Consider the following 20,743-nt stretch of genomic DNA (forward strand, 5'->3'; position numbering starts at 1 on the left):
AGCATGAACTGAGCCTACGCACTCAAAAAGAGCCGGCCGCAATGAAAGAAGAAGTACTCACGCAAGCCGCGTGATGCAGAACACGTGTCTACAACTTGCGGGGAACCCCAACTCAAACCTGCCCGCCATCAAAACGATGGAACGGGTCTAATAAACCCTCCACCAAACCCGGGGCTTGACAAAACGCACCTCTGGGTTATATAAACTTCTCAAGATCACTGCGAGACGGCTCCGGAATTTCCGGAACCCTGGCCGCGTCAGGTAGAGGATCGTAGATTGCTGCCTGAGCTTCGATCTGCAATGCCCACGACAGTGCTTGCTCGAGCTCGGCACCTTCCAGACTCCCGGTTTCGGCACGTACTGCATCAGCGTATCTCCGTAGCAGGATTGCTCGTTCCCAGCGGTCCGCCTGATTCTTCATCATCTCGATGAGGAAGTGCTTGCGGTACTGGACCACTGCTCGTGCTCGGTCGTCCTCGAGCCTTCGTTGCCTGGCCTCAAGTCTCCCTTGTTCAGCTCGGCGTTGCTCGACCAACTGATGATGGCGGAGCAGGATCTCCTCCAAGATCTGGGCAAGGTCACCTTCAAGGCGATGGTCCTCCGTGTCCTTCCATGAGCTCGCCCAAAACTGTCCGCCCTTGCCATCGAGAACTAGTCCCAGTTTCTCGTCTGGTACATCGTCGAAGTCTGGGAATAGATAGCCGCGCTGCACGCGTGAGATCTCGCGCTGTGTAGGCTGATGCGGCTGCTGCAGGGTTGCCTGAGTGAACCACAACCGAAAATGGTCCTGCCCCATCCGCAGTTCGATCTCGTCGTGCCTCGCGTTGTCTCTTCGGTAGTTGTCACGATTGACCGGCTGATTCAATAGGGCCTGCAGTTCCATGCCATGTTCTCTGGCATGCGTCACTACGGCTTCAGCAAGTCTCAGGGCACGTTTCCGTGGTTCCCCGCTCACTTGGAAAGTTTCGCTATCTGTCAACGCTACGACGACGCTACTGGGGTCATATAAGTGGTGAGGTACCGGTAGAGACTCGAGTGTCTTGGTCTGCCAGGCCGGGAGCTGTTCAAGTGTCACAGTGCGTTGTCTGTCCTCAGCAAAAGTGAATGTTATCTGCAGGCCGTCAGGGATGCGGCCAAATCGTTTTGCTGCAGCCGCAAGTTGCCGGTATCTGCTCTCCTGGGCGCTTGATACGAGTAGCCGATGGCCATCGGCTTCATGGAGGGCGGACATCATCTGATCCATCGGTCCGGGCATCTTCGGCTTTGGCGCGATGCTTTTCTTCGGGGTAGCCGAAACTTGTAACGTCGGGGGCGGAGTTAGCGGAATTGCCGCGGAAGCTTCGTGGCCTTCTTCAATGATAATTTCCGCTAGGCTCAGGTCGTCGGACTGGTACGTTCGGTGATCCAGATAATGGACGCCAAGATCCGTTATCGTCGCGGACCAAGAAGCGCCGCGCCCTTTGACGACTACGAGACCCCTGTTGTGAAGCGTGCGTGCTGAGATTCGGTGGGACCAGTCGTAGTAGACCCCACCTGGGCAGCCGTCGCTAACCCATGACAATACCTGCAGCTGAGGCGAATTCAGCGAAACGAACTTTTCTGACATCATCCCATCATCCTCGAGCAATTTTCGTCGCGCCACCCTCTGAAGAGGGCCATCGAAAATGCTCGGGCAATGAAGTGCCTGACCTCATTGCCCGAGCGCTTTAGATGAGCCTGAACCTGATATTGCATATATGCAAGACCGACCGTAGGCTTGGTTGTATGGTTACTCCCACGGCGGCGTCTATCGTTACTCGAATGCGCCTCAAGCGGCAGCTCAGTAAGACGGCATTTGCTGAGCTTATTGGCCTGCCTGCTTCAACGATCACCAGGATTGAGTCGGGATTGGTTGAGCCGACATATGCGATGTTGCAGCGGATCGCTTCAGGAGCTGGATTTCAACTGACGGAAACTCTGTCTGACTCGGGCAGCGACTTGCCCTATGCGGTGGCCTTGGATCGTATCCAAAATGCCACTGGTGCAGAGCGGCGACGGCTCCTTGGGAAACTGGCTCAGACTGCGAATCTGGCTCCTATTGTAAAGAGGCCAGGTGTGCGCATCTTCGCCCTTGATTCTTCCCTCACAGAGTTCGTCCGGCGGCTTGAAGAGCAGGGGGCGAATCCCGTTGTTTCGTCATTGGAGGCTGTCTCGGGGGACGTTTCCCAGACCAGTTCCTTCACTCCCGTCGTGTATGTCGATAATCCTGAAAAGCTAATAGGTTTGCCGGCAATGTCGCCTTCTGCGAAGGCAAGTGTTGTGGTCTTGCCGTCGACGGAGAGCGCGCGCCGGTTCATGCGCAAGGTGGAGGGGACAGCCATGTTGAGTGCGGAGTGGGGGATGCTTGACGCTCTGGCTTCTCCGGGGCGCCAGGCCGATGTTGCGCTCAGCTTCCTGCCAGCGTTTGCTCAAGCAGCATGAACGATAGTTCAGGGATTCTTCGACAGCCGCGCATGGAAGATGCTAGGTATGGGGCTGAACGCTCGAGACGGCTGCTGATCACGACCATTATTGCGTTGGGTCCGTATGCAGAGGCACTAACCATTGTCGGTGCCCATGCGGTTCATGTTTGGGTCCAAAAGAAGTGGGGGCCCATTGACATGGAATCGACACGAGACGGCGATCTTGTCATCGATCCGGTCTTTGTCGCGGAAGACCCCAAAATACTAGATCTCATGGCTTCAATTGGCTTGGAGCCTGCACGGGAGGAGCGTCCAGGGATCTACGGGTATTCCAGCGAACGGGGACTGCCGTGGGAACAACGCACCACCGTGGATCTTCTGGTGCCCGAAGGGTATGCCGGCAAGAAGGGCCGAACAGCAAGGATTGTAGGACAGGACAAGGCAACGACCCGGGCTTACGGGTTGGAACTGGCAGTCCGCGACCGAGTCCTCACAGAAATATCCACGATTGACGCAGAGCCCACAATTTCCGGCAAAGCCTATGTGGCAGGTCCCGCGGCGCTCCTGATTGCCAAGGCCCATAAAGTCCACGAACGGCTGGCTGAGGCGGATCGGCGTCCGGACAGGCTACGACCGAAGGACTCCGGGGATATCGCCCTGCTGATGATGGTCACCGACGGCGCTGAAGTTGCCGAGACTATGATGTTCCATGCACGAGCACACGCCGAGATCAGCAACGTCGTCAACGAGGGAGCAAGTCACCTCATAGCCATGTACTCCGCACAGAACGCCACTCTTGTTCGTGAGCATATGGTCGACAGCTTGGCCACACGCTTTCAAGAACAGGGTTTGCTCGCTGACGTCGACACTTGGCTGGCCGCATTCTCCGCCAGATTCCAAATAATCGAAGGTAGCTAGGCGGGCCAGACGTGGGCACGTCGGGCTCTGCCGTAGGCGCTACATACGGTAAATGGCCAGGCTTGTCCAAGACCCTGACTGGACGCATGTGATGCTGAAGCCGTCGACTGGCCTGCATGGGATCTCGCTCAGAAGTCACCGATGCGGCATCGAATATTTTGGGATGGTTATGCATTGGTCTGAAACAGTGGATGAATGTAACCGACTCATTAGAAACACATTAAATTGGACGACAACTGATGGCTCTTCAGTACCATCCATTGTTGCGCGCCTTTCGCACCAACAAAGGCCAGGAACGACTTTTGACTAGTCGCAATTGACGATAGAGGCGACAGCGGGGGTCGTCGGTTGGAATGGCTCGGCGGGATGGGCGTGACGGGGCGGTTCTTACCCCTTCATCCGGACGCCGCCCGCCTGGACATGAAAGAGCCTGTCATCCGCGGGGTCGGTAACGCATCCACGCTTGAAGGCCGTGCGTGGAAGAACTCCGACGGCGGCGCTTCCGTCATTGTGATGGTCGGATTCTGCGCAGCGACCGTGGGGATTGTGGATCCGTTGTCCGTCCACGCAGGGCCTTCGAGCCGTTTATCCGTCGTCAACCTTGATGGTGGCAGCCTCAGCAGGTCCGGTTCGGTCTGGACTGCCGGGCCGGACCTGCTGAGGCACGTCGTTATTTCAGGAGTGCCTTGATGACTTCCTTGGCCACGTCCTCGCTGGACTGGGGGTTTTGCCCAGTGATGAGGTTGCCGCTGCGGACTACATGGGCACTCCAGGCGGCGCCATTTTCGATGATGGCGCCTTTATCCTTCAAGGCATCCTCAACGAACCAAGGAGTGTTTGGCCCGGTCCCACCACTGAGCTCTTCTTCATTGGTGAAAACGGTCAGGTGGCGGCCCTCGAAGGCGAACTTGCCCTCATCATCCACAGCGCTGAGAAGGGCCGCCGGACCATGGCAGAACGGGGCAATAATTTTGCCGCCCATATCTGCTGCGATCAGTAGACGGCCCAAGTCTTTGTCCTGGTAGAGATCGGTCATAGGGCCGTGCCCACCGGGCAGAACCACCGCGTCGTAGAGTTCCACGTTTACCTCCGCTAACACCAGAGGCTCAGTCAGCTGCGCGTCGATGGAGGCGATGTACGCGCGGAAACCATCGGCTCTTTCCTGGCCCCCAGCCGAATCCGGCGCCAAACTCACCTGATCCACGGTGGGCTTCACGCCTCCGGGAGTTGCAATGTGAACGGTATGTCCGGCGTCGAGCAGGGTTTTGTGGGAAACCACAAGCTCTTCTGCCCAATAACCGGTGGGGTGTTCGGTGCCATCCCGCATTGTGAGGGAATCAGCGCCGGAAACAACCATCAGTACGTTAGCCATGTTTGTGCTCCTGTTCTGCCGGGCCGTGCGGCCCAGCTGATGTTCGTGTGTAGTCATTGACGTGGTAGAAGGCTGTTAGCGTGCTGCTTCGAGCTCTGCGTACGTTGCGTCATCAAGGACGACACCGGCCGCGCCCATATTTTCTTCGAGGTGCTTGAGCGACCCGGTGCCGGGAATGGGCATCATCACCGGCGAGCGGCGCAACAGCCACGCCAGGGCGACCTGCGAGGTGGTGGCGCCGAGGCGTTTGGCAGCCTGATCGAGGGGCCCACCGGGCTGTGCCAGTTCCCCAGCGGAAATGGGTGCCCAGGGGATGAAGCCAATACCGTTTTGCTCGGCGTAGTTCAGTACGTCCTCGGAGCTGCGGTCGGTAAGGTTGTAGCGGTTCTGCACGGTAGAGACGGTGAAGTACTTCCCGGCTTCCTCAAGTTCGGCCACACTGACCTGTGACAGGCCAATCGCTCTGACTTTGCCCTCTTGCTGCAGCTCACGCAGGACCGTGAATTGCTCTTCCGGGTCCACTTTGGGATCGATCCGGTGCAGCTGGAGCAGATCCAAGGAGTCCACTTTGAGCTTTCGCAGGCTCAGCTCGGTTTGCTGGCGAAGGTATTCGGCTCGGCCCACGGGAATCCATGCGTCGGGGCCCGTGCGGGTGAAGCCGACCTTGGTGGCGATCTTCAGGCCATCCTTATAAGGGTGCAGTGCCTCGGCCAGGATTTCTTCACTGATGTTAGGTCCGTATGAATCGGCGGTGTCAATGAAGTCGACTCCGAGTTCCACGGCACGTCGGACGACGGCGATCGCGGCATTCCTGTCCGCGGGCTCACCCCAGACACCGTCTCCGACAATGCGCATGGCACCGAACCCTAAACGATGGACCGTTCCCAGATCCAAGAGATCGATGGTGGGCGATAGTTTCAGATGCTGTGAGTTCTCATGTTCCATAGGGGGCACAACCCCGTTCACTTGCCGAGTATTCCTTCATGGCTGTGGCGGGTCAGCTCGGTGGGGGCTCTTTTAACTCAGCAGTTTGCGTAGTCCAATACCGTAGCCTGCTCGTGCCACAACAGCTCCAAGGGGTCGCAGCCAGCGCGGCAGCCACGCTGGCCGCAGGCTTTGGGTCCAGGTGACCACCACGTCTTCGCCGTCCTGCTCCACTCTGGCTTGGACCTCGCCTGCCACCGGACCAAACTTCGACACCACTAGACGTCCCGGATTTCCAGCACTAGGCGCCTCGGCGCGGCGTACCAGCATGCGGTCAGCCATTTTCACTGGCCCCAGGGACGTGAGTCCAACAAATTCCAGACCATTATGCATTCGGCTTTGTGCCGGCGAGACGACGGTGAAGGGAATGGCTCGAGTGTGGCCATCCAGATCGGTCAACTTGTCCCAGACATCTTGAGCCTCTCCGGTCCGCCTAATCTGAATCGTGAACGTACCGCTGGAAGGCTCACGTGCCTTGCCCTTTCCGAGGGTTGCGTCAAGTGCCCGTGCGGCAGCAGCTCCACTGGCCAAGGCACCCTGGATGGAGGGTTCTGCGGTATCTCCGGCGATGATCACGCCGTCGATCCCACTCACTAAGGGCCGATGCCCGGGCTCAATAGAGGGCAGGGCATCCGGGATGTGGTGCCTGACCAGTAACCTCCAGCTGGGATCTTTGACTCCCATGATGCTGGCAGCTTGGGCCATAGCTTCGCTGTCATCGAGATTATGCACACCCACAGCGGTGGCTTGCACCAGATGGCGTCCGGCAGGTGCGTAGGACGGGCACACATTGGAGATCACAGAAGTGTGGGCCAACCGGGAATCTTCTCGGAGATCAAGGAAGAGGAAAGGTAACTTACTGGGACGCGCTGGCGCATCGAACCACCACGTGGTCAGAGAATTCATTCTCGGTTCTGGCTGTCCAGTGAGTCGGGCACTATCCCGGGGGCCGGCGGCCACCACCACCTGGTCCGCTAGCAGCTCCTCGCCGGAGGTACAGCGTACTCTCACGTGGCCGTCCTGGCTGCTCAGTGATTCTACAGCCGTTGAAAATCTGATCCGTTCCATGACGGGCTGGGCCAGTTGATGTGCCACTGCCGACATTCCTTGTGCCGGTAAGGACGGGATTCCTTTGACGAAATACCAGGCCAGTGTTCGAGCCGAAGAAGCCGCGGTTTTTAGATCACGGTCTGCCACCACACCCGCGAAGAATCTTTGAATGACCTTGTGTAAGGGCACTGAGAAACCAGCACGGTCAATGGTTTGCTGCAGTGTCAGTGATTCTTCGCCTGCTAGGTGATTCCAGCGGAGTAACGCACCAACATCGCTGAGTTTGGCCGTACCGCTGAATAAGCCTTTCAGATGGGACGGATGCCGGATGGGATCTGCCACTATCTGTAACCCAGACTCATCGCGGACTGCAACGCCGCGTCCTGATGGATGAAGGTCAAGGTCTTTGAGGTTCAGCGCCCGCCGAGCGTTTGGGTAAGCCGGGTTGATGAGCTGAAACCCTCGGTCGCACAGGAACCCGTCAATGATTTCTGTGTCGACACGGCCCCCGACTCTAGAGGATGCCTCCAAGACCGTGACCTCATGCCCTTGCCCGACGGCCAGTGCCGCAGCACGCAGCCCCGCTAGCCCCGCGCCAATCACAATTACCTTCACAGCGTTCTCCTACTTCGGTCAGGAGTCATCGTCTTATTTCGTGTCACTACCAAAGCTAACTGCCGTTGGCAGAGCTGAGCTTCGATCGACTGCGGAAAGTCTGAAAAGATCGACATTTTTCACCATCAAACCTCCCTTGCCTCGGAAAATTCAACTTACTGTATAACAATTTTTCCAATAATAAGAGGCACATGGTGGATGCAGGTTTCTCACCGTCTATTTCTGTGTGCGGATTTAACTAGGGTGTTTGCGGCAATCCCTCTCCTAAAGGCCAAATATCGCCGCTTTGCGCACAGGCGTGTTCCGCTTGATTCACTGAAGGGCCTCACTACGGTTATAGAATCGGCAGATGAATGATTCTTCGTTGGAGCCCGTTGCCGTTGTCGTCAAGAAGACAGTGGCCCGCTCACTCATGGCGTTCGCCGCCGTCCAGGGCGCAGTTATCGGCGGACTCGTTGTCCTTGACATGGTCAAAAAGAAGGGCCGTAGCAAGCGCAAGGGCTTTCCCCACCCGGGCATTTTTAACACGAGCATCGCCGATTCCGATATTACGACGTACACCTTCGGCGCGGACCTGTACCGAGACATGCTGCAGGCGATCCGCGACGCAAAAGATAGCATTCTGATCGAGACGTTTATCTGGAAAAATGATGAAACGGGTCAGCAATTCAAAGACGCCATCAATGAGGCGGCTGGTCGGGGCATTAAGGTCTACGTCATCTACGACGGTTTCGCGAACTTGGTCGTTCCGCCCTCATTTTTTCAGTTCCACCCGGATGTCTACGTCCACCGATTCCCCGTGCTGCGCACCTCCATGCTTACCAAGACTCTGCGTAGCACCGGACTGGATCATCGCAAACTCCTGATCGTTGACGAGCAGATAGGGTTCGTGGGCGGCTACAACATCGGGTCCCTGTACGCCACGGAATGGCGGGACACCCATCTGCGTCTGGTGGGCCCGTCCGTCTGGGATCTGCGTCAGGCCTTCGTGAACGTCTGGAACGAAATGGCAACAGGATCCACCCCGGAAATTCCCCATACCAGCCCGGATGTGTGGGAACCACGGATCCGCGCGGTCAACAACATCCCGGCTAATCTTGTCTACCCGATCCGCGGCGTCTACTTGGACGCAATCACCCGCGCCAATGACCATATCTACGTCACCATGGCCTACTTCATCCCGGATCAGCAGATCCTGCGGGCCTTACAGGCTGCCAGTCGGCGCGGGGTGGACGTGCGGATCATCCTGCCCAAGGACTCCAACCACGTGCTCTCCGACTGGCTATCACGGGGGTTCTACCGGTCCCTGCTCGAGGACGGGGTGACCATCCTGCTCTACCGCGACGCGATGATCCACGCTAAAACGGCCACCATCGACGGCAGCTGGTCAACCGTGGGCAGCGCCAACATCGACAGGCTGAGCTTGACCGGGAACTATGAGATCAACCTAGAAATTCACGATGAAGATTTCGCCGAGGACATGCAGGAAATATTTGAAATCGACAGCCGGAATTGCAAGGAATTGACCATGTCGGATTGGCACCATCGCTCCCCGCTGGCCCGGTTCAGCGAAACCGTTCTGATTCCTCTGCGCCCTCTTCTCTAAGAGCTGTCTGGCTGTGGGTGCCAAGGCGGGTGTGGACGCACCGTGACCAAGCAGCCCACTCACAGCACGACCGAGCCGGTGACGGAGGTCCAGAAGCTCACCGACAGCAGCGCCGCGGTGGCATCCACTGCCACCGCGGATACCTCAGCTCTTAGCTACGATTCTTAGCCACGATGGCCGCGCTGTGGCCTGGCAGTTCAAGCCGCGGCTCAGCGCCGACAGCTGTTAGCAGGGTCCCGTCATCTGTAACAAGGCGCACATGCTGTCCTCGCACCGGCAGGTGTGCTGTCCTGGGGGAGAAGTTCAGGGCTATATCGAGCCCGCCCCTGCGCACTACCAGCCACTTCGCATCTTCATCAAAGACAACCGACGTGGTTTCGAAGCCTGGCTGGCTGAGTTCGGGTGTGGTCCGTCGCAGCGAAATAAGCCGTCGATACAAGTCCAAAAGGCGAGCATGATCGCCGTCGAACATTTCTGACCAGTTGAGTTTGGACCGGGCGAACGTCTCAAGATCCTGCGGGTTCGGGACCACCTCTGGGTCCCATCCCATGGCCGCAAACTCTTCCAACCGGCCCGTTGCTGTGGCTTCAGCCAGCTCTGGCTCGGGATGTGAGGTAAAGAATTGCCAAGGTGTGCTGGCCCCGTATTCCTCTCCCATAAACAACATGGGGGTGAAGGGGGACGTCAGTGTGGCTACGGCAGTTACGGCCAGCTGCCCGTAGCCTAGTGTCTGTGACAGGCGATCACCGGCAGCACGGTTACCGATCTGGTCATGGTTCTGGTTGAAGACCACCAATGCTGAGGGATGCACGGCTGCTTTCCTGATCGGGCGGCCGTGATGGCGGCCCCGGAAACTGGAGTAGCTCCCGTCGTGGAAGAACCCGTATTGGACTACCTTGGCCAACGCCGCCACTGAATCAAAATCAGCGTAGTAACCTGCAGTTTCGCCGCTAACATTGACATGCAGAGCATGATGGAAGTCATCACTCCATTGCGCTCGAAGCCCGTAGCCGTTCTCCGACTGCGAGTACAGCAGCCGCGGATCATTGAGATCCGATTCCGCGATCATGGTTATAGGGCGCCCGGTCTCAACAGAGACGGCCTGGGCCATCTCTGCCAGCTCTTCTAAAAGCGGCAGGGCCCGTTCATCCTGCAATGCGTGAACGGCGTCCAGCCGAAGTCCGTCCACATGGTAGTCCCTCAGCCACATATCAGCGTTCTGTAGAATGTAGCCTCGGACGGTATCTGAACCGGGGCCGTCCAAATTTAGCGAATCTCCCCACGTATTGCCGCTACCATCCTTGAGGTATGGGCCAAAGCGGGGAAGGTAGTTCCCACTAGGGCCCAGATGGTTGTACACCACGTCTTGGATGACTCCGATCCCGGCCCTGTGGGCGGCGTCAACAAAGCGCTGGTAGGCTGCTGGGCCGCCATACCCCTCATGGACCGCGTACCAAAGCACCCCGTCGTATCCCCAGTTGTGGGTGCCGTTGAAACCATTGACGGGGAGCAGCTCGATGAAGTCAATGCCGAGCTCTACTAAATAGTCCAGTTTCATGGCCGCCGCATCCAAGGTGCCAACCTCGGTGAAAGTGCCCACGTGCAGCTCATAAATCACCGCACCGCTAAGCTCCCGCCCCTGCCACGCCGCGTCCTGCCAGTCGTGGGCGGTGGGATCGAAAGTGCGCGAGAGCGAGTGGACCCCGTGGGGTTGGCGGCGTGAGACAGGATCCGGCAGGGGAGCAGTATCGCCATCCAGCAAATAGCCGTAGTCCACTTCCTCGTCCACCGGGGCACTAGTGGCGGCCCACCAGCCCTCATCCCCGGGTGCCCCGTCGAGCCGCCGGGTCATGGCATATTCGGTCCCACCGGCCAGCAGAGTCACTGTTTCTGCTGCCGGGGCCCACACATCGAAGCGTCCTCGCCGTGGTGTTTGATGGGTCACTACACTCTCCTTGTCGTCGTCGACCTGTCCACCGGGGTGGCTGCCGGGGGTCGATCAGCTGGCTAGGGTTCAGGTTAGGGTTAGGCCTCGGGTTTCAGCAGCGCTACGGGGTAGCGGGAAAGAATCTCTCCGACCGGGACCTCGCCAGCTTCGAAGCTGCGGCATGTCAGCTCATCAGACATGTCGCCGGCCAGCCGGATATGCGTCCCCTGCCAGCCGCCGCTCTGTTCCAGCCCATAGGGGAGCCTGGTTGCCAGTGTCATCACACCACGACCGCCGTCGTCGCCGTCGCGATTGAAGGCGAGCAGGTGTTTAGCTGCCGGGCCCTCGGCGTGCACGGGATTGTAGCCGCGGAATAGTTCCGGGCGCGTACGGCGCAGGCGCAGGCTCCGCGAGGTCACCAGCAGTTTTGTTTCCTCCTTCATGGCCGACGCCGGGAGCTCACCGTCGTCCAACGACACCAGCATCCGCTGGCGCACAGAGAAATCGACGGGCCGGCGATTATCCGGATCTGTCAGGGAGCGGTCCCACAATTCGGTGCCTTGGTAGACGTCCGGCACGCCGGGCATGGTCAGTTGAACGATTTTGGCGCCCAAGGAATTGGAAGCCCCGTAGGGTTCCAACAAGGCAACCAGCGCCTCCAGCTCCTGGTGTGCCTCAGGGTTGTCGAACGCGGCATCGACCACCTTCGCTAATCGCTCCTCGAAGCGCTCCTGCGGGTGGGCCCAATCGGTTGATTTTCCCGCTTCCCGGGCTGCCTTTTCAGCGTAGGCGTGAAGCCTGTCGCGGTCCGCCGGCCAGACACCGGCAATGGCCTGCCACAGCAAGTTAGCTAACGGTCCATCGGGCAGCGGCGCCAAGGCTTGCATGCGATGCACAAACTGACCCCATACTGCAGGCAGTTCCGCCAGAACAGAGATTCGGGCTCTGGTGTCCTCACTTCGTTTGGTGTCGTGGGTACTCAAAGTTGTCATGGAAAGCGGGATCTGTTCCAGCCGGCGGCGCATCCGAGCGTGGAATTCTGCAGGCGCGATGGCAAACTCCGTGGGGTCCGCACCCACCTCCGTCAACGTACCAAGGCGGTTGTGGCGGAAGAACGCCGTGTCTTCCACTCCCTTGGCCATGACCATGCCAGAAGTTTGCTGGAAGCGGCGGCCCAGCTCTGCGCCGTCGCCCGGGCCCACCTCTAGCAGCAGCGGCAGAAGAGTCTCCACGGCGTCCTGCATGTCGGGGCGACGGCGGGCAGCCTCTTCGCATGCCGACCGCAAAATATCGGCGCCCTCGGGCAGATATGTCCGGTAGACGGGGAAGCAGGCGATGATTTCAGAGAGCGCGTCGGCCCAGTGTTCAACGCCCAGTTTGGCGTTCTCAGGCACCAGACGGGCCAGTCGCAGCATTTCAGAATGCAATATTCCATCCGTGACGCGTCGCTTAGTGCCGTGGATGGTCTCTTCATAATCAGGTATTGGAGCGCCGCGCAGACTAGCGCTGACAGCATCTATACCCGGCTGTCCGGTCTTATCAATAAAAACCCGGTCTATGTCCGCCAGCGCGTCATAACCTGTTGTACCCTCGCACTGGAAACTTTGGGGAAGATCCTCTCCCGGTTCAAGGATCTTCTCCACCAGCACATACTTGCCGTCGATGCCCTCCCTGAGTCTGTGCAGGTAGCCTTCTGGATCGGCTAGGCCGTCGGGGTGATCGATGCGCAGCCCGTCAACAAGATCCTCATCGAACCACCGCAGAATTTCCTGATGGGACTGAGCGAAAACTTCGGGGTCCTCCACACGCAGGCCGGCCAACGAGTTCACAGCGAAGAATCTGCGGTAGTTCAAGTCTGAGTCTGCCCGACGCCACCCAATCAGTTCGTAGTGCTGCTTGGCATGGATCTCGGCGGCGGTTTCACCCGCCGAGAACGTTCCCTCCGCCAGAGGGAATCGGTTCTCGTAATAGCAGAGCTCGCCATCTTTGATGTCTAGGGCAGCCACATCTTGGTCATCTGCCAAGACAGGGATTCGGATGCGCCCCGCCCCGGCAGCCCAATCGACGTCGAATGCCTTGGCCCACGGCGAGTCCTGACCCTCTTTCAGGAGGGACCACCACCACGGGTTCTGATGGGGTGTGGCTACGCCCATGTGATTGGGCACAATGTCCACCAGAACGCCTAGGCCGGCCTCGCGCGCCGCCTGCGAAAGCGCAGCCAGGCCTCCGGGGCCTCCCCGCTCCGCATCTATGGTGGAGGTGTCGGTGACGTCGTAACCGTGTGTTGAGCCTTTCTCCGCCGTCAGGATGGGGGACAGGTACACCCAGTCCACGCCCAGCAGCTTTAGGTATGGCACGGTATTGGCGGCATCGTACAACGTGAAGTCCGCGTTCAGCTGCAGCCGGTACGTGGATGTTGGGGTTCTCATGAGGAGTCTCCTTGCGGTGCTGAGTCGCTTGGGGGCTGGTTCTCGCTATCGGTCGTCATGGCAGCCAGGGACGCAGCGGCCGAGTAGTCAACTAGTTCCTCAGGTCCGGAATAAGCGCGGAGAACCATCGTGGACTTTCCGGCCAGTTCAACCGTGGCGCCAGCGTCGGACACCTCTGCATCGGCGTCACCGGCGGTGTCCACCAGAATCTCCCACGACGGCGAGTATTCCTTCGCGGGGAGCGTGAAATTCAGAGCCTGATCGTCGGCATTGAACAACATCAGGAAGCTCTTGTCTGCGATGCGACGTCCCCGGCTGTCTTTTTCCCTGATGCCTTCTCCGTTATAGAAGACGCCAATGGAGCGGCCAAATCCGCTGTCCCAGTCTTCGGGTCGCATGTCAGCGCCGTCTGGCCTGATCCAGCCAATATCAGGGAGAGCTTCGCCTTCTCCGCGCAGAACCGGGCGGCCGTCGAAGAACCCGCGACGCCTGAAAACGGGGTGGTCTCTTCGGATCTGGTTTACTTTGGCCGTGAACTCCACCAGGGGCTGGTCCACAGCGTCCCAATGCACCCAGCTGAGCTCAGAATCTTGACAGTAGGTGTTGTTGTTGCCTTGCTGGGTGCGGCCCAGTTCATCGCCGTGTACAAGCATGGGAACGCCTTGGGAGAGCAGCAAGGTAGTGATGATGTTGCGTTGCTGGCGCGCGCGCAAAGTCAGCACAGAGGGGTCGTCGGTAGGACCTTCCACTCCACAGTTCCAGGAGCGGTTGTGCGACTCCCCGTCGTTGTTGTCTTCGCCATTGGCCTCGTTGTGCTTCTCGTTGTAAGAGACCAAGTCACGTAGGGTGAATCCGTCGTGGGCCGTGACGAAGTTAATGGAGGCCACTGGCCGTCGTCCGGAATTTTCATACAAGTCCGCGGAGCCGGTCAGCCGGGACGCGAACTCGGCGAGTGTTGCCGGTTCTCCGCGCCAGAAATCCCGTACGGTGTCCCGATACTTGCCGTTCCACTCGGTCCACTGGGGAGGGAAGTTGCCCACCTGGTAACCGCCTGGTCCCACGTCCCAAGGTTCAGCAATGAGTTTCACCTGGGAAATGACCGGATCCTGCTGGATCATCTCAAAGAAGGTGGAGAGCTTGTCCACGTCGTAGAATTCTCTCGCTAGGGTGGACGCCAAATCGAAGCGGAAGCCGTCAACGTGCATTTCCAGCACCCAGTAGCGCAGGGAGTCCATGATGAGTTGCATGGAGTGAGGGTGGCGGACGTTCAGCGAATTTCCGGTACCTGTGTAGTCCATGTAGTACTGAGGGTCATCTTCGACCAGTCGGTAATATGCGGGGTTGTCGATGCCCTTGAAGGACAAGGTAGGTCCCATATGGTTACCTTCGGCGGTGTGGTTATAGACCACATCGAGGATGACTTCGATCCCAGCCCTGTGCAGATCACGGACCATGGCCTTGAATTCTTGGACTTGGCCGCCATGGTCACCGGAGGAGCTGTAGGTGTTCTGAGGCGCGAAAAAGCCGATGCTGTTGTAGCCCCAATAGTTACTGAGCCCCTTCTCTACCAACGTGCCATCGTTGACAAATTGGTGGACAGGCATGAGCTCGATGGCGGTGATGCCAAGTTTTTTGAAATGATCCAGCATCACCGGATGGGCGACGCCGGCATAGGTGCCGCGTTGCTCTTCCGGTATTTCAGTCTGGAGCGCAGTAAGTCCCTTGACGTGAGCCTCATAAATAACGGACTCATGGTAGGGGATGCGTGGCTGGCGATCTCCGTCCCAACTGAAGAACGGGTTGATGACCACGCTATACATGGCATGCGGTGCTGAATCTTCTTCCTGCCGCTCGTCTGGTTGATCGAACTGGTAGGAAAACAGGGCCGGATCCCAGTCGATCTGGCCGTGGATGGACTTTGCGTACGGGTCCATGAGTAGTTTGTTAGGGTCGAAACGCAGACCCTGCGCGGGGTCATACGGTCCATGAACACGGTAGCCATATTGCTGGCCGGGTTGAACTTCAGGAAGATAACAGTGCCAAACATGGCCATCCACTTCCTCCATCTCGATGACGGTTTCGGAATAATCTTCGGCGAGAAGGCACAACATCACTTTCTCGGCACGTTCGCTGAAGAGTGAAAAGTTGGTGCCCGTTCCATCAAAGGTGGCTCCCAATGGGTAGGCATTTCCAGGCCAAACTTCCATGCGTCCTCCAAAGAAACAGATCAGTGTTGTGTGGTTTCACAGGCGATTTCAGATCGTCCACGTCACCATACCTGATCGATAGGGGTAATTTGTGAGATTGATAAGGGAAATTTGTGGGTCGGCGCCTGCTAGGACTGATGCCTTAAAGGCAAGGCGGCACACCGAGGCGTCGGTTAGCGCTAACTGGGCTCTGTTACCCCGGTGCGGGGAATAGTCGCAGTCGCTGCTATTTACCTCAGCGACGCGGACACGGTTCGGGTGACGTCACCCGAGCCTCTGTTACGTTCCACGACGGACTTGCGCGCTCACGGCACGTCTTGGGACGGGGACTCCCAGTACTCCATCAATGACCAAGGGGCGCGCAATTCTGACATTCACGAACCTTTCCTGCTCCCTTAACCCAGAATTCACGCGGGAAGTGATTGGATGGAGTTTCATGAGAGGGACACGGCAAACGCCGCATCCACCCGACCATTAAGGTAGTCATGGATTTCATCGAGGCGGAGCATCCTCGACCGCGTCACTTCCTGCTTCACATGAGTGACACTCACTTGCTGGGTGGTCCGGACCTGTTGTACGGGGCGGTGGACAGCGAGGAACTATTGCGCCAAACTTTCGCTGAGATCGCTGCGTCGGGGATCCGCCCGGACGCGCTGGTCTTTACGGGCGACCTTGCCGATAAAGGCGAGCCGGAGGCGTACGCCAAACTGCGCCGGATCGTGGAGCCCGCCTGCCAAGCCTTAGGTGCCCAGGTGATCTGGGCGATGGGGAATCATGACCACCGTGGAAACTTCCGGACGGGCCTGTTGGCGGAACCCGCACATGACGCGCCCGTGGACCACAGCTACTCTTTGAACGGGCTGCGGGTCATCACCTTGGACACGTCGGTGCCTGGATTCCACCACGGTGAACTTGACGCGGACCAGCTGGAGTGGCTGGCCGGCGAACTTTCCACGCCAGCCCCTGACGGAACGATCCTGGCCCTCCATCACCCGCCTGTGCCCAGCGTTCTGGACCTCTCCGTGCTGGTGGAGCTGCGCCGACAGTCAGAGTTGGCCGCAGTGCTGCGCGGCTCGGACGTACGCACCATCCTGGCGGGCCATATGCATTACTCGACGACCGCCATGTTTGCCGGGATCCCGGTCTCCGTCGCCTCGTCCACCTGCTACACCCAAGACCTCAACGTACCTGTCGGAGGCATCCGCGGCCGTGATGGCGGGCAGTCCTTCAATTTAGTCCATGTGTACGAACACACCATTGTTCACTCAACTGTGCCGCTGGGATCCGGCCAGACAGTCGGTCAGCGTGTTAGCGCCGAGGAAACACAAAGCCGCTTGGCTGCGGCCGGTGTGAGAATCCCTGACCCCGCGCAGCGCACCACAGACATCCCTATCCAGGCGCAACGGCGGGGTCTGGCGCCGCGCTAAACGTGGTGGAATATCCCGGCAGTGGCCGGCGCACTATTTCTCCCAAGGTGCCACAATGGGGAAGTACTTCTGCAGGAAGTCCGTGACGAGTTCGGCGCGTTCGTCGGCAGGGACCTCTGGAAAGCTGCCGTCGTTGAGGCAAAAGAAGTCTGTGTTGCGTTTGGCCAGTAGCTTGGGCAGGTACTTGAGCCCTGCTCGCACCGTCGTGTCGACATATTTCACCTTCGCGTCCGTTTGAACGGTTGCCTTGCCTGTGAGCAGCCCGTAGTAGTGGTACAGCGAATTGGTGACGGAAATATTCTCCGCCGCCCGGAATCTGCTGGCCGCGGTGGCCCTGAATTCCTTAGGGAATTCTTGCTCCATCTCCGCCATGACACTGCGTCGCAGCGGTGTGGCGGCATGTTCTAGGTGCCGGGTAGTTATACGCCCAAACCGGTCCCAGAGTAGCTTCCGGTTCACCCGGGCCGCGTTCTCGAAGCCGCTACGCTGGTCGTCGTTCTCGCCCAGGCCGATCCTAGTCTCAGCTTCAATGAACTTCGTGATCCCGCCGGGTGTGTAGAACATCTCAGGGCTGACAGGACGGCCGAAGAACATGTCGTCATTGGAGTACAGGAAGTGTTCGGACAGGCCGTCGATGTGGTGCAGTTGGCACTCCACGGCCTGCGAATTGTGTGTGGGCAGCACCGACGGGTCGGCGAAGAACTCTTCACTGCGAACCACCGTCACCGACGGGTGCTCGGTCAGCCACGACGGGGTCGGAGAGTCCGTGGCGATAAAGATGCGGCGAATCCACGGCGCGAACATGTAGACAGAGCGCAGGGCATACTTGAGCTCGTCGATCTGCCGGAACCTAGCCTCGTGGTCGTCGCCCTCACCCAGCACGACGCCCTTCATCTGGGAGCGCCGTGCGGCTATGTATTCCGGCGAACTGCCGTCCACCCAAGAGAAAACAAGGTCAATGTCAAAGCCTATGTCGGCGGCATGATCGGCAAACATGTTTTCAATGGTTGGCCAGACGTGGCCATAGCGTTCCACCGTGCCGCGCATGGCGTCCTGTGCCAACAATGTGCGCCGGGTCAAGGAGTTCTCGATGGGCAGCACCAGCTGGTCCCCTTCATAACTCCACAGTTCAATCTGGACCCCCAGAGACGCTCCATAGCTCAGTCCGCCCTCGGGCTCCCATCTGGGTCGGTACAATCGCAAGATCCGGGATTGGCGGTTTTTGGCCAGCCTCCCATCGGCTACCAGCAGTGCGGTCTTCTTCCGGGCGTCAACGGTCATCGCATAGAACGGTTCGCGGGCGCATGCCGCAACAAGGGCATCGCGCAGCGCGGCCCGGTGCTGCCAGTCCACGGAGATAACAGGCCGTTCATCGTTGCCGCGCACCAGCAGATAGTCCAGCCCGGCCGCTTCTAAGGCGACTCGAATGAACAGCAGGTCTTCCACCATGGCTTCGTTGGGTGTGCGGTTGTGGTTGATCAGGACGTAACGGCCACGGTGCTGGACGACGTCGGCCCTATCCTTGAAGCGGTCGACGGCTGACGGCGGGGTTTCCTCAAGGAGGTCCAGGTCGTCGTCGGATGCAGGGTTGCCGTAATAAACATCATGCGCGGCATTCACGTCTGTAATGGGAACTCCAATTCTGTGTAGAAACTTACAGTGCCGAAAGAGGCGTCTCTTTGAATGATAATCCCTGGATGCCACGGGCGGCCTCAACGACTTTCGGGACGCGGGCGCGCAAGTGGTATCTCTATTCCTCGCCACCTAGTGCGAGGAATATTCTCGAGACATCCGAGACAATCCGAAGCGAAGCGTCTAGGTACGTGAGCAGTTTTGCGATCCCGGCCACGCCCAACCCGCGCCCGGTCTTTACCTAGGGTAGACAGCCTCAGCCGGGGGCGGGGCCGGGGGCTGGGGCTACGCCCGGACCATGCCTAGGAGCCTGGCGAAGATCCCTTCACCGTCGTCGGCAATACCGTCGTGGTGGAAGTCGGCGGTTTCCCAGACCTGGAGACAGTTGACGGCTGCGGCGGTGGCCATGGAGATCTCGCGATCCACGAAAATATCGTCGCTATAGACGGCGGCGGCTACGGGCACGGTGTTCTTGGCCAATTGTGCAACGTTGTACAGCGGCCCCCAACCCTCGGTACGGACGGCCAGCGCATCTGCCAGCTCCTTCAAGGGGACTAGCGCCGGGTCCTGTTCGAAGTACCACGGGAAGATGGCTTCACCGGTGAGTAGCGGCTCCGGCGCATCGGGCAGGAAGTCCGGATTCGCAGCAAGCACACGGGCGGCCGCCCAGTTACTGGGGGAGTCCTGCACATAAATGGACTCATGCATCAGCGCGTACAACGGATTCGCTGCACGGCTCACATAGGCCGAGACGGTGCTCAAGAACGTGTCCGAGAGCCGGACGCCGTCGACAGCGGGCGTGAACGCATCCTCAAGCACGAAGTGCAGGGCATCAAAGCGGGTATTGCCGCCCAGATAGCTGCCTAACATTTGCACACGCTCGGGTGTGAGACGCTCACCCGTGGGCAACAGCTCCTGGACTTCGGCGGTGTGCCGCATGATGCGGGTCAGCAGTTCGCGGTCTTCCGGGTATTTGGCAAAGTACTCGGCGTTGCGGGTCCGCAGCCGGCCGAACGTTGCCTCATAAACTTGATCCGCCGGGCCCGTCAGCGGTCCCAGACCGCCGGTGATGAGCGCCTCACGGACGCCCAACGGTGCGAAGGAGAGGTACGTCAAGGCGCAAAAGCCGCCATAGCTTTGGCCAAAAATAGTCCACGGTACGGAGCCCAATGTGGCTCGGATGAGCTCGGCATCGGCCACAATATCCGTGGCTCTAAAATGCGAGAGGTAGTCAGCCTGAGCCGCCACATCGCCCTCGAGTGGCAGGGTTTGGCGTGTGGCGGGCGTGGACAGTCCGGTGCCGCGCTGGTCGAGCATCAGCACGCGGAAATGCCGGGTGGCCTCGGCGAGCCAGCCGTTCAAACCGGCGGGGCGGCTGCCTCGACCGCCCGGTCCTCCCTGCAAGAACAGCAACCAGGGAAGGTCGTCGGCTTCAATGCGAGCATCACTGAGTTCGCGCGCAAACACCTCGATAGTGGGACCTTCAGGCTGAGCATGATCCAACGGAACCGTGAAGAAATGATCGCGCATGCGCACGCCGCGGATGGTGTACGCCTCGGAGCTGGCCATTTCGGACAGGACAGTAAAGGAATCGCTCATGAGTGGGCCCCAGCGGTTTCGACTGAAGCGGAAACGCCAGCGGACGCCGGAGCGCCAAAGTCAGCCAGCGCCTCACCGTCCAAACGGAACACCGACCACCCGTCCATGGGGGCCGCCCCGAACGACTTATAGAAGTTGATGGACGGCTCATTCCAGTCCAGCACGCTCCACTCCATGCGCGCGTACCCACGTTCAACCGTGATCTGCGCAAGGTGCTTGAGGAGCATCTTTCCGTATCCGCCGCCACGCGCCTCGGGCCGCACATACAGGTCCTCGAGATGGATCCCGTGCGTGCCCTCCCACGTTGAATAGTTCAGGAACCACAGCGCAAAACCCACAATGGGCTCGCCGGCAACGGGGGAGTCCACCACGTGCGCAAACACCTGCGGATTCTCGCCAAACAAGCTGGCGTGGAGCATCTCAGGCGTGTTCTTCACGGCGTCTGGCTCTTTCTCATAGACAGCCAGATCATGGATCATGCCAAGGATTGCGGGGACATCTGAGGGCACAGCAGTGCGAAGCAAAGTCATGCCTTG

At 59.1% G+C, this 20,743-nt stretch carries 16 protein-coding genes; 6 read left to right on the plus strand and 10 right to left on the minus strand.

All coding sequences use genetic code 11. The features are described from left to right. Nucleotides 1-196: 196 nt before the first annotated feature. The gene (locus ACX80D_RS12155; RefSeq protein WP_459322926.1) at nt 197-1,075 is read right to left on the minus strand and encodes a hypothetical protein; all 879 of its coding nucleotides are present in this window, start codon (nt 1,073-1,075) and stop codon (nt 197-199) included. A 689-nt stretch (nt 1,076-1,764) separates the two neighbouring features. On the opposite strand from ACX80D_RS12155, the gene ACX80D_RS12160 reads away from it, so the two are divergent. From ACX80D_RS12160 to ACX80D_RS12170, 3 genes are all read left to right on the plus strand, one after another. Beyond that, the gene (locus ACX80D_RS12160) at nt 1,765-2,460 is read left to right on the plus strand and encodes a helix-turn-helix domain-containing protein (protein ID WP_459322927.1); all 696 of its coding nucleotides are present in this window, start codon (nt 1,765-1,767) and stop codon (nt 2,458-2,460) included. Continuing rightward, nucleotides 2,457-3,359, plus strand: a complete 903-nt coding sequence (locus ACX80D_RS12165) for a hypothetical protein (protein ID WP_459322929.1) — start codon at nt 2,457-2,459, stop codon at nt 3,357-3,359. Before ACX80D_RS12160 ends, ACX80D_RS12165 begins: the two co-directional genes overlap by 4 nt. Nucleotides 3,360-3,779: 420 nt before the next feature. Beyond that, entirely contained in the window at nt 3,780-4,049 is a 270-nt protein-coding gene (locus ACX80D_RS12170; RefSeq protein ID WP_459322931.1) for a hypothetical protein, read from the plus strand. Here the strand turns inward: ACX80D_RS12170 and ACX80D_RS12175 are convergent. From ACX80D_RS12175 to ACX80D_RS12185, 3 genes are all read right to left on the minus strand, one after another. Next, on the minus strand, nt 4,030-4,731 hold the full coding sequence (locus tag ACX80D_RS12175; protein WP_459322932.1) for a type 1 glutamine amidotransferase domain-containing protein: 702 nt from the start codon (nt 4,729-4,731) through the stop codon (nt 4,030-4,032). The two genes, ACX80D_RS12170 and ACX80D_RS12175, sit on opposite strands and share 20 nt — an antisense overlap. Before the next feature lie 75 nt (nt 4,732-4,806). Then, complete coding sequence (locus ACX80D_RS12180; RefSeq protein ID WP_459322934.1) at nt 4,807-5,676, minus strand: aldo/keto reductase; 870 nt, start codon at nt 5,674-5,676, stop codon at nt 4,807-4,809. 72 nt (nt 5,677-5,748) lie between these two features. After that, on the minus strand, nt 5,749-7,380 hold the full coding sequence (locus ACX80D_RS12185; protein ID WP_459322936.1) for an NAD(P)/FAD-dependent oxidoreductase: 1,632 nt from the start codon (nt 7,378-7,380) through the stop codon (nt 5,749-5,751). Nucleotides 7,381-7,729: 349 nt separating this feature from the next. Here ACX80D_RS12185 and ACX80D_RS12190 point away from each other — a divergent pair, with 349 nt between their 5' ends. Both ACX80D_RS12190 and ACX80D_RS12195 read left to right on the plus strand, forming a co-directional pair. Beyond that, on the plus strand, nt 7,730-8,986 hold the full coding sequence (locus ACX80D_RS12190) for a phospholipase D-like domain-containing protein (RefSeq protein WP_459322937.1): 1,257 nt from the start codon (nt 7,730-7,732) through the stop codon (nt 8,984-8,986). 42 nt (nt 8,987-9,028) lie between these two features. Further along, complete coding sequence (locus tag ACX80D_RS12195; protein WP_459322939.1) at nt 9,029-9,154, plus strand: hypothetical protein; 126 nt, start codon at nt 9,029-9,031, stop codon at nt 9,152-9,154. On the opposite strand, the gene treZ is transcribed toward ACX80D_RS12195, so the two are convergent. The 3 genes from treZ to glgX form a co-directional block, all read right to left on the minus strand. Beyond that, on the minus strand, nt 9,138-10,931 hold the full coding sequence (gene treZ, locus ACX80D_RS12200) for a malto-oligosyltrehalose trehalohydrolase (protein ID WP_459322940.1): 1,794 nt from the start codon (nt 10,929-10,931) through the stop codon (nt 9,138-9,140). The two genes, ACX80D_RS12195 and treZ, sit on opposite strands and share 17 nt — an antisense overlap. A gap of 80 nt (nt 10,932-11,011) precedes the next feature. After that, nucleotides 11,012-13,342, minus strand: coding sequence for a malto-oligosyltrehalose synthase (gene treY / locus ACX80D_RS12205; protein ID WP_459322942.1), 2,331 nt, complete (start codon nt 13,340-13,342; stop codon nt 11,012-11,014). Further along, complete coding sequence (glgX, locus tag ACX80D_RS12210; protein ID WP_459322943.1) at nt 13,339-15,549, minus strand: glycogen debranching protein GlgX; 2,211 nt, start codon at nt 15,547-15,549, stop codon at nt 13,339-13,341. Before glgX ends, treY begins: the two co-directional genes overlap by 4 nt. 485 nt (nt 15,550-16,034) lie before the next feature. Between glgX and ACX80D_RS12215 the strand changes: the two genes are divergently transcribed. Next, nucleotides 16,035-16,976 (plus strand): phosphodiesterase, encoded by a 942-nt coding sequence (locus ACX80D_RS12215; protein WP_459322944.1) that lies wholly within the window; start codon nt 16,035-16,037, stop codon nt 16,974-16,976. Nucleotides 16,977-17,009: 33 nt separating this feature from the next. Here ACX80D_RS12215 and ACX80D_RS12220 read toward each other — a convergent pair whose 3' ends face one another. The 3 genes from ACX80D_RS12220 to ACX80D_RS12230 form a co-directional block, all read right to left on the minus strand. After that, a complete protein-coding gene (locus ACX80D_RS12220; RefSeq protein WP_459323013.1) occupies nt 17,010-18,545 on the minus strand; it encodes a stealth family protein in 1,536 nt (511 codons plus the stop codon). Nucleotides 18,546-18,893: 348 nt separating this feature from the next. Then, nucleotides 18,894-20,207 carry an alpha/beta fold hydrolase gene (locus tag ACX80D_RS12225; protein ID WP_459322945.1) on the minus strand — a complete coding sequence of 438 codons (1,314 nt, stop codon included), beginning with the start codon at nt 20,205-20,207 and terminating at the stop codon, nt 18,894-18,896. Further along, nucleotides 20,204-20,737 carry a GNAT family N-acetyltransferase gene (locus ACX80D_RS12230; protein WP_459322946.1) on the minus strand — a complete coding sequence of 178 codons (534 nt, stop codon included), beginning with the start codon at nt 20,735-20,737 and terminating at the stop codon, nt 20,204-20,206. The genes ACX80D_RS12225 and ACX80D_RS12230 overlap by 4 nt, the downstream gene beginning before the upstream one ends. Nucleotides 20,738-20,743: the final 6 nt, after the last annotated feature.

The sequence above is a fragment of the Arthrobacter sp. Sr24 genome (assembly GCF_054511175.1).

Coding starts and splice junctions, on each gene's coding strand:
- ACX80D_RS12160 (WP_459322927.1), top strand. CDS start 1,765: ATGGTTACTCCCACGGCGGCGTCTATCGTTACTCGAATGCGCCTCAAG.
- ACX80D_RS12165 (WP_459322929.1), top strand. CDS start 2,457: ATGAACGATAGTTCAGGGATTCTTCGACAGCCGCGCATGGAAGATGCT.
- ACX80D_RS12170 (WP_459322931.1), top strand. CDS start 3,780: ATGAAAGAGCCTGTCATCCGCGGGGTCGGTAACGCATCCACGCTTGAA.
- ACX80D_RS12175 (WP_459322932.1), bottom strand. CDS start 4,731: ATGGCTAACGTACTGATGGTTGTTTCCGGCGCTGATTCCCTCACAATG.
- ACX80D_RS12180 (WP_459322934.1), bottom strand. CDS start 5,676: ATGGAACATGAGAACTCACAGCATCTGAAACTATCGCCCACCATCGAT.
- ACX80D_RS12190 (WP_459322937.1), top strand. CDS start 7,730: ATGAATGATTCTTCGTTGGAGCCCGTTGCCGTTGTCGTCAAGAAGACA.
- treY (WP_459322942.1), bottom strand. CDS start 13,342: ATGAGAACCCCAACATCCACGTACCGGCTGCAGCTGAACGCGGACTTC.
- glgX (WP_459322943.1), bottom strand. CDS start 15,549: ATGGAAGTTTGGCCTGGAAATGCCTACCCATTGGGAGCCACCTTTGAT.
- ACX80D_RS12215 (WP_459322944.1), top strand. CDS start 16,035: ATGGATTTCATCGAGGCGGAGCATCCTCGACCGCGTCACTTCCTGCTT.
- ACX80D_RS12225 (WP_459322945.1), bottom strand. CDS start 20,207: ATGAGCGATTCCTTTACTGTCCTGTCCGAAATGGCCAGCTCCGAGGCG.
- ACX80D_RS12230 (WP_459322946.1), bottom strand. CDS start 20,737: ATGACTTTGCTTCGCACTGCTGTGCCCTCAGATGTCCCCGCAATCCTT.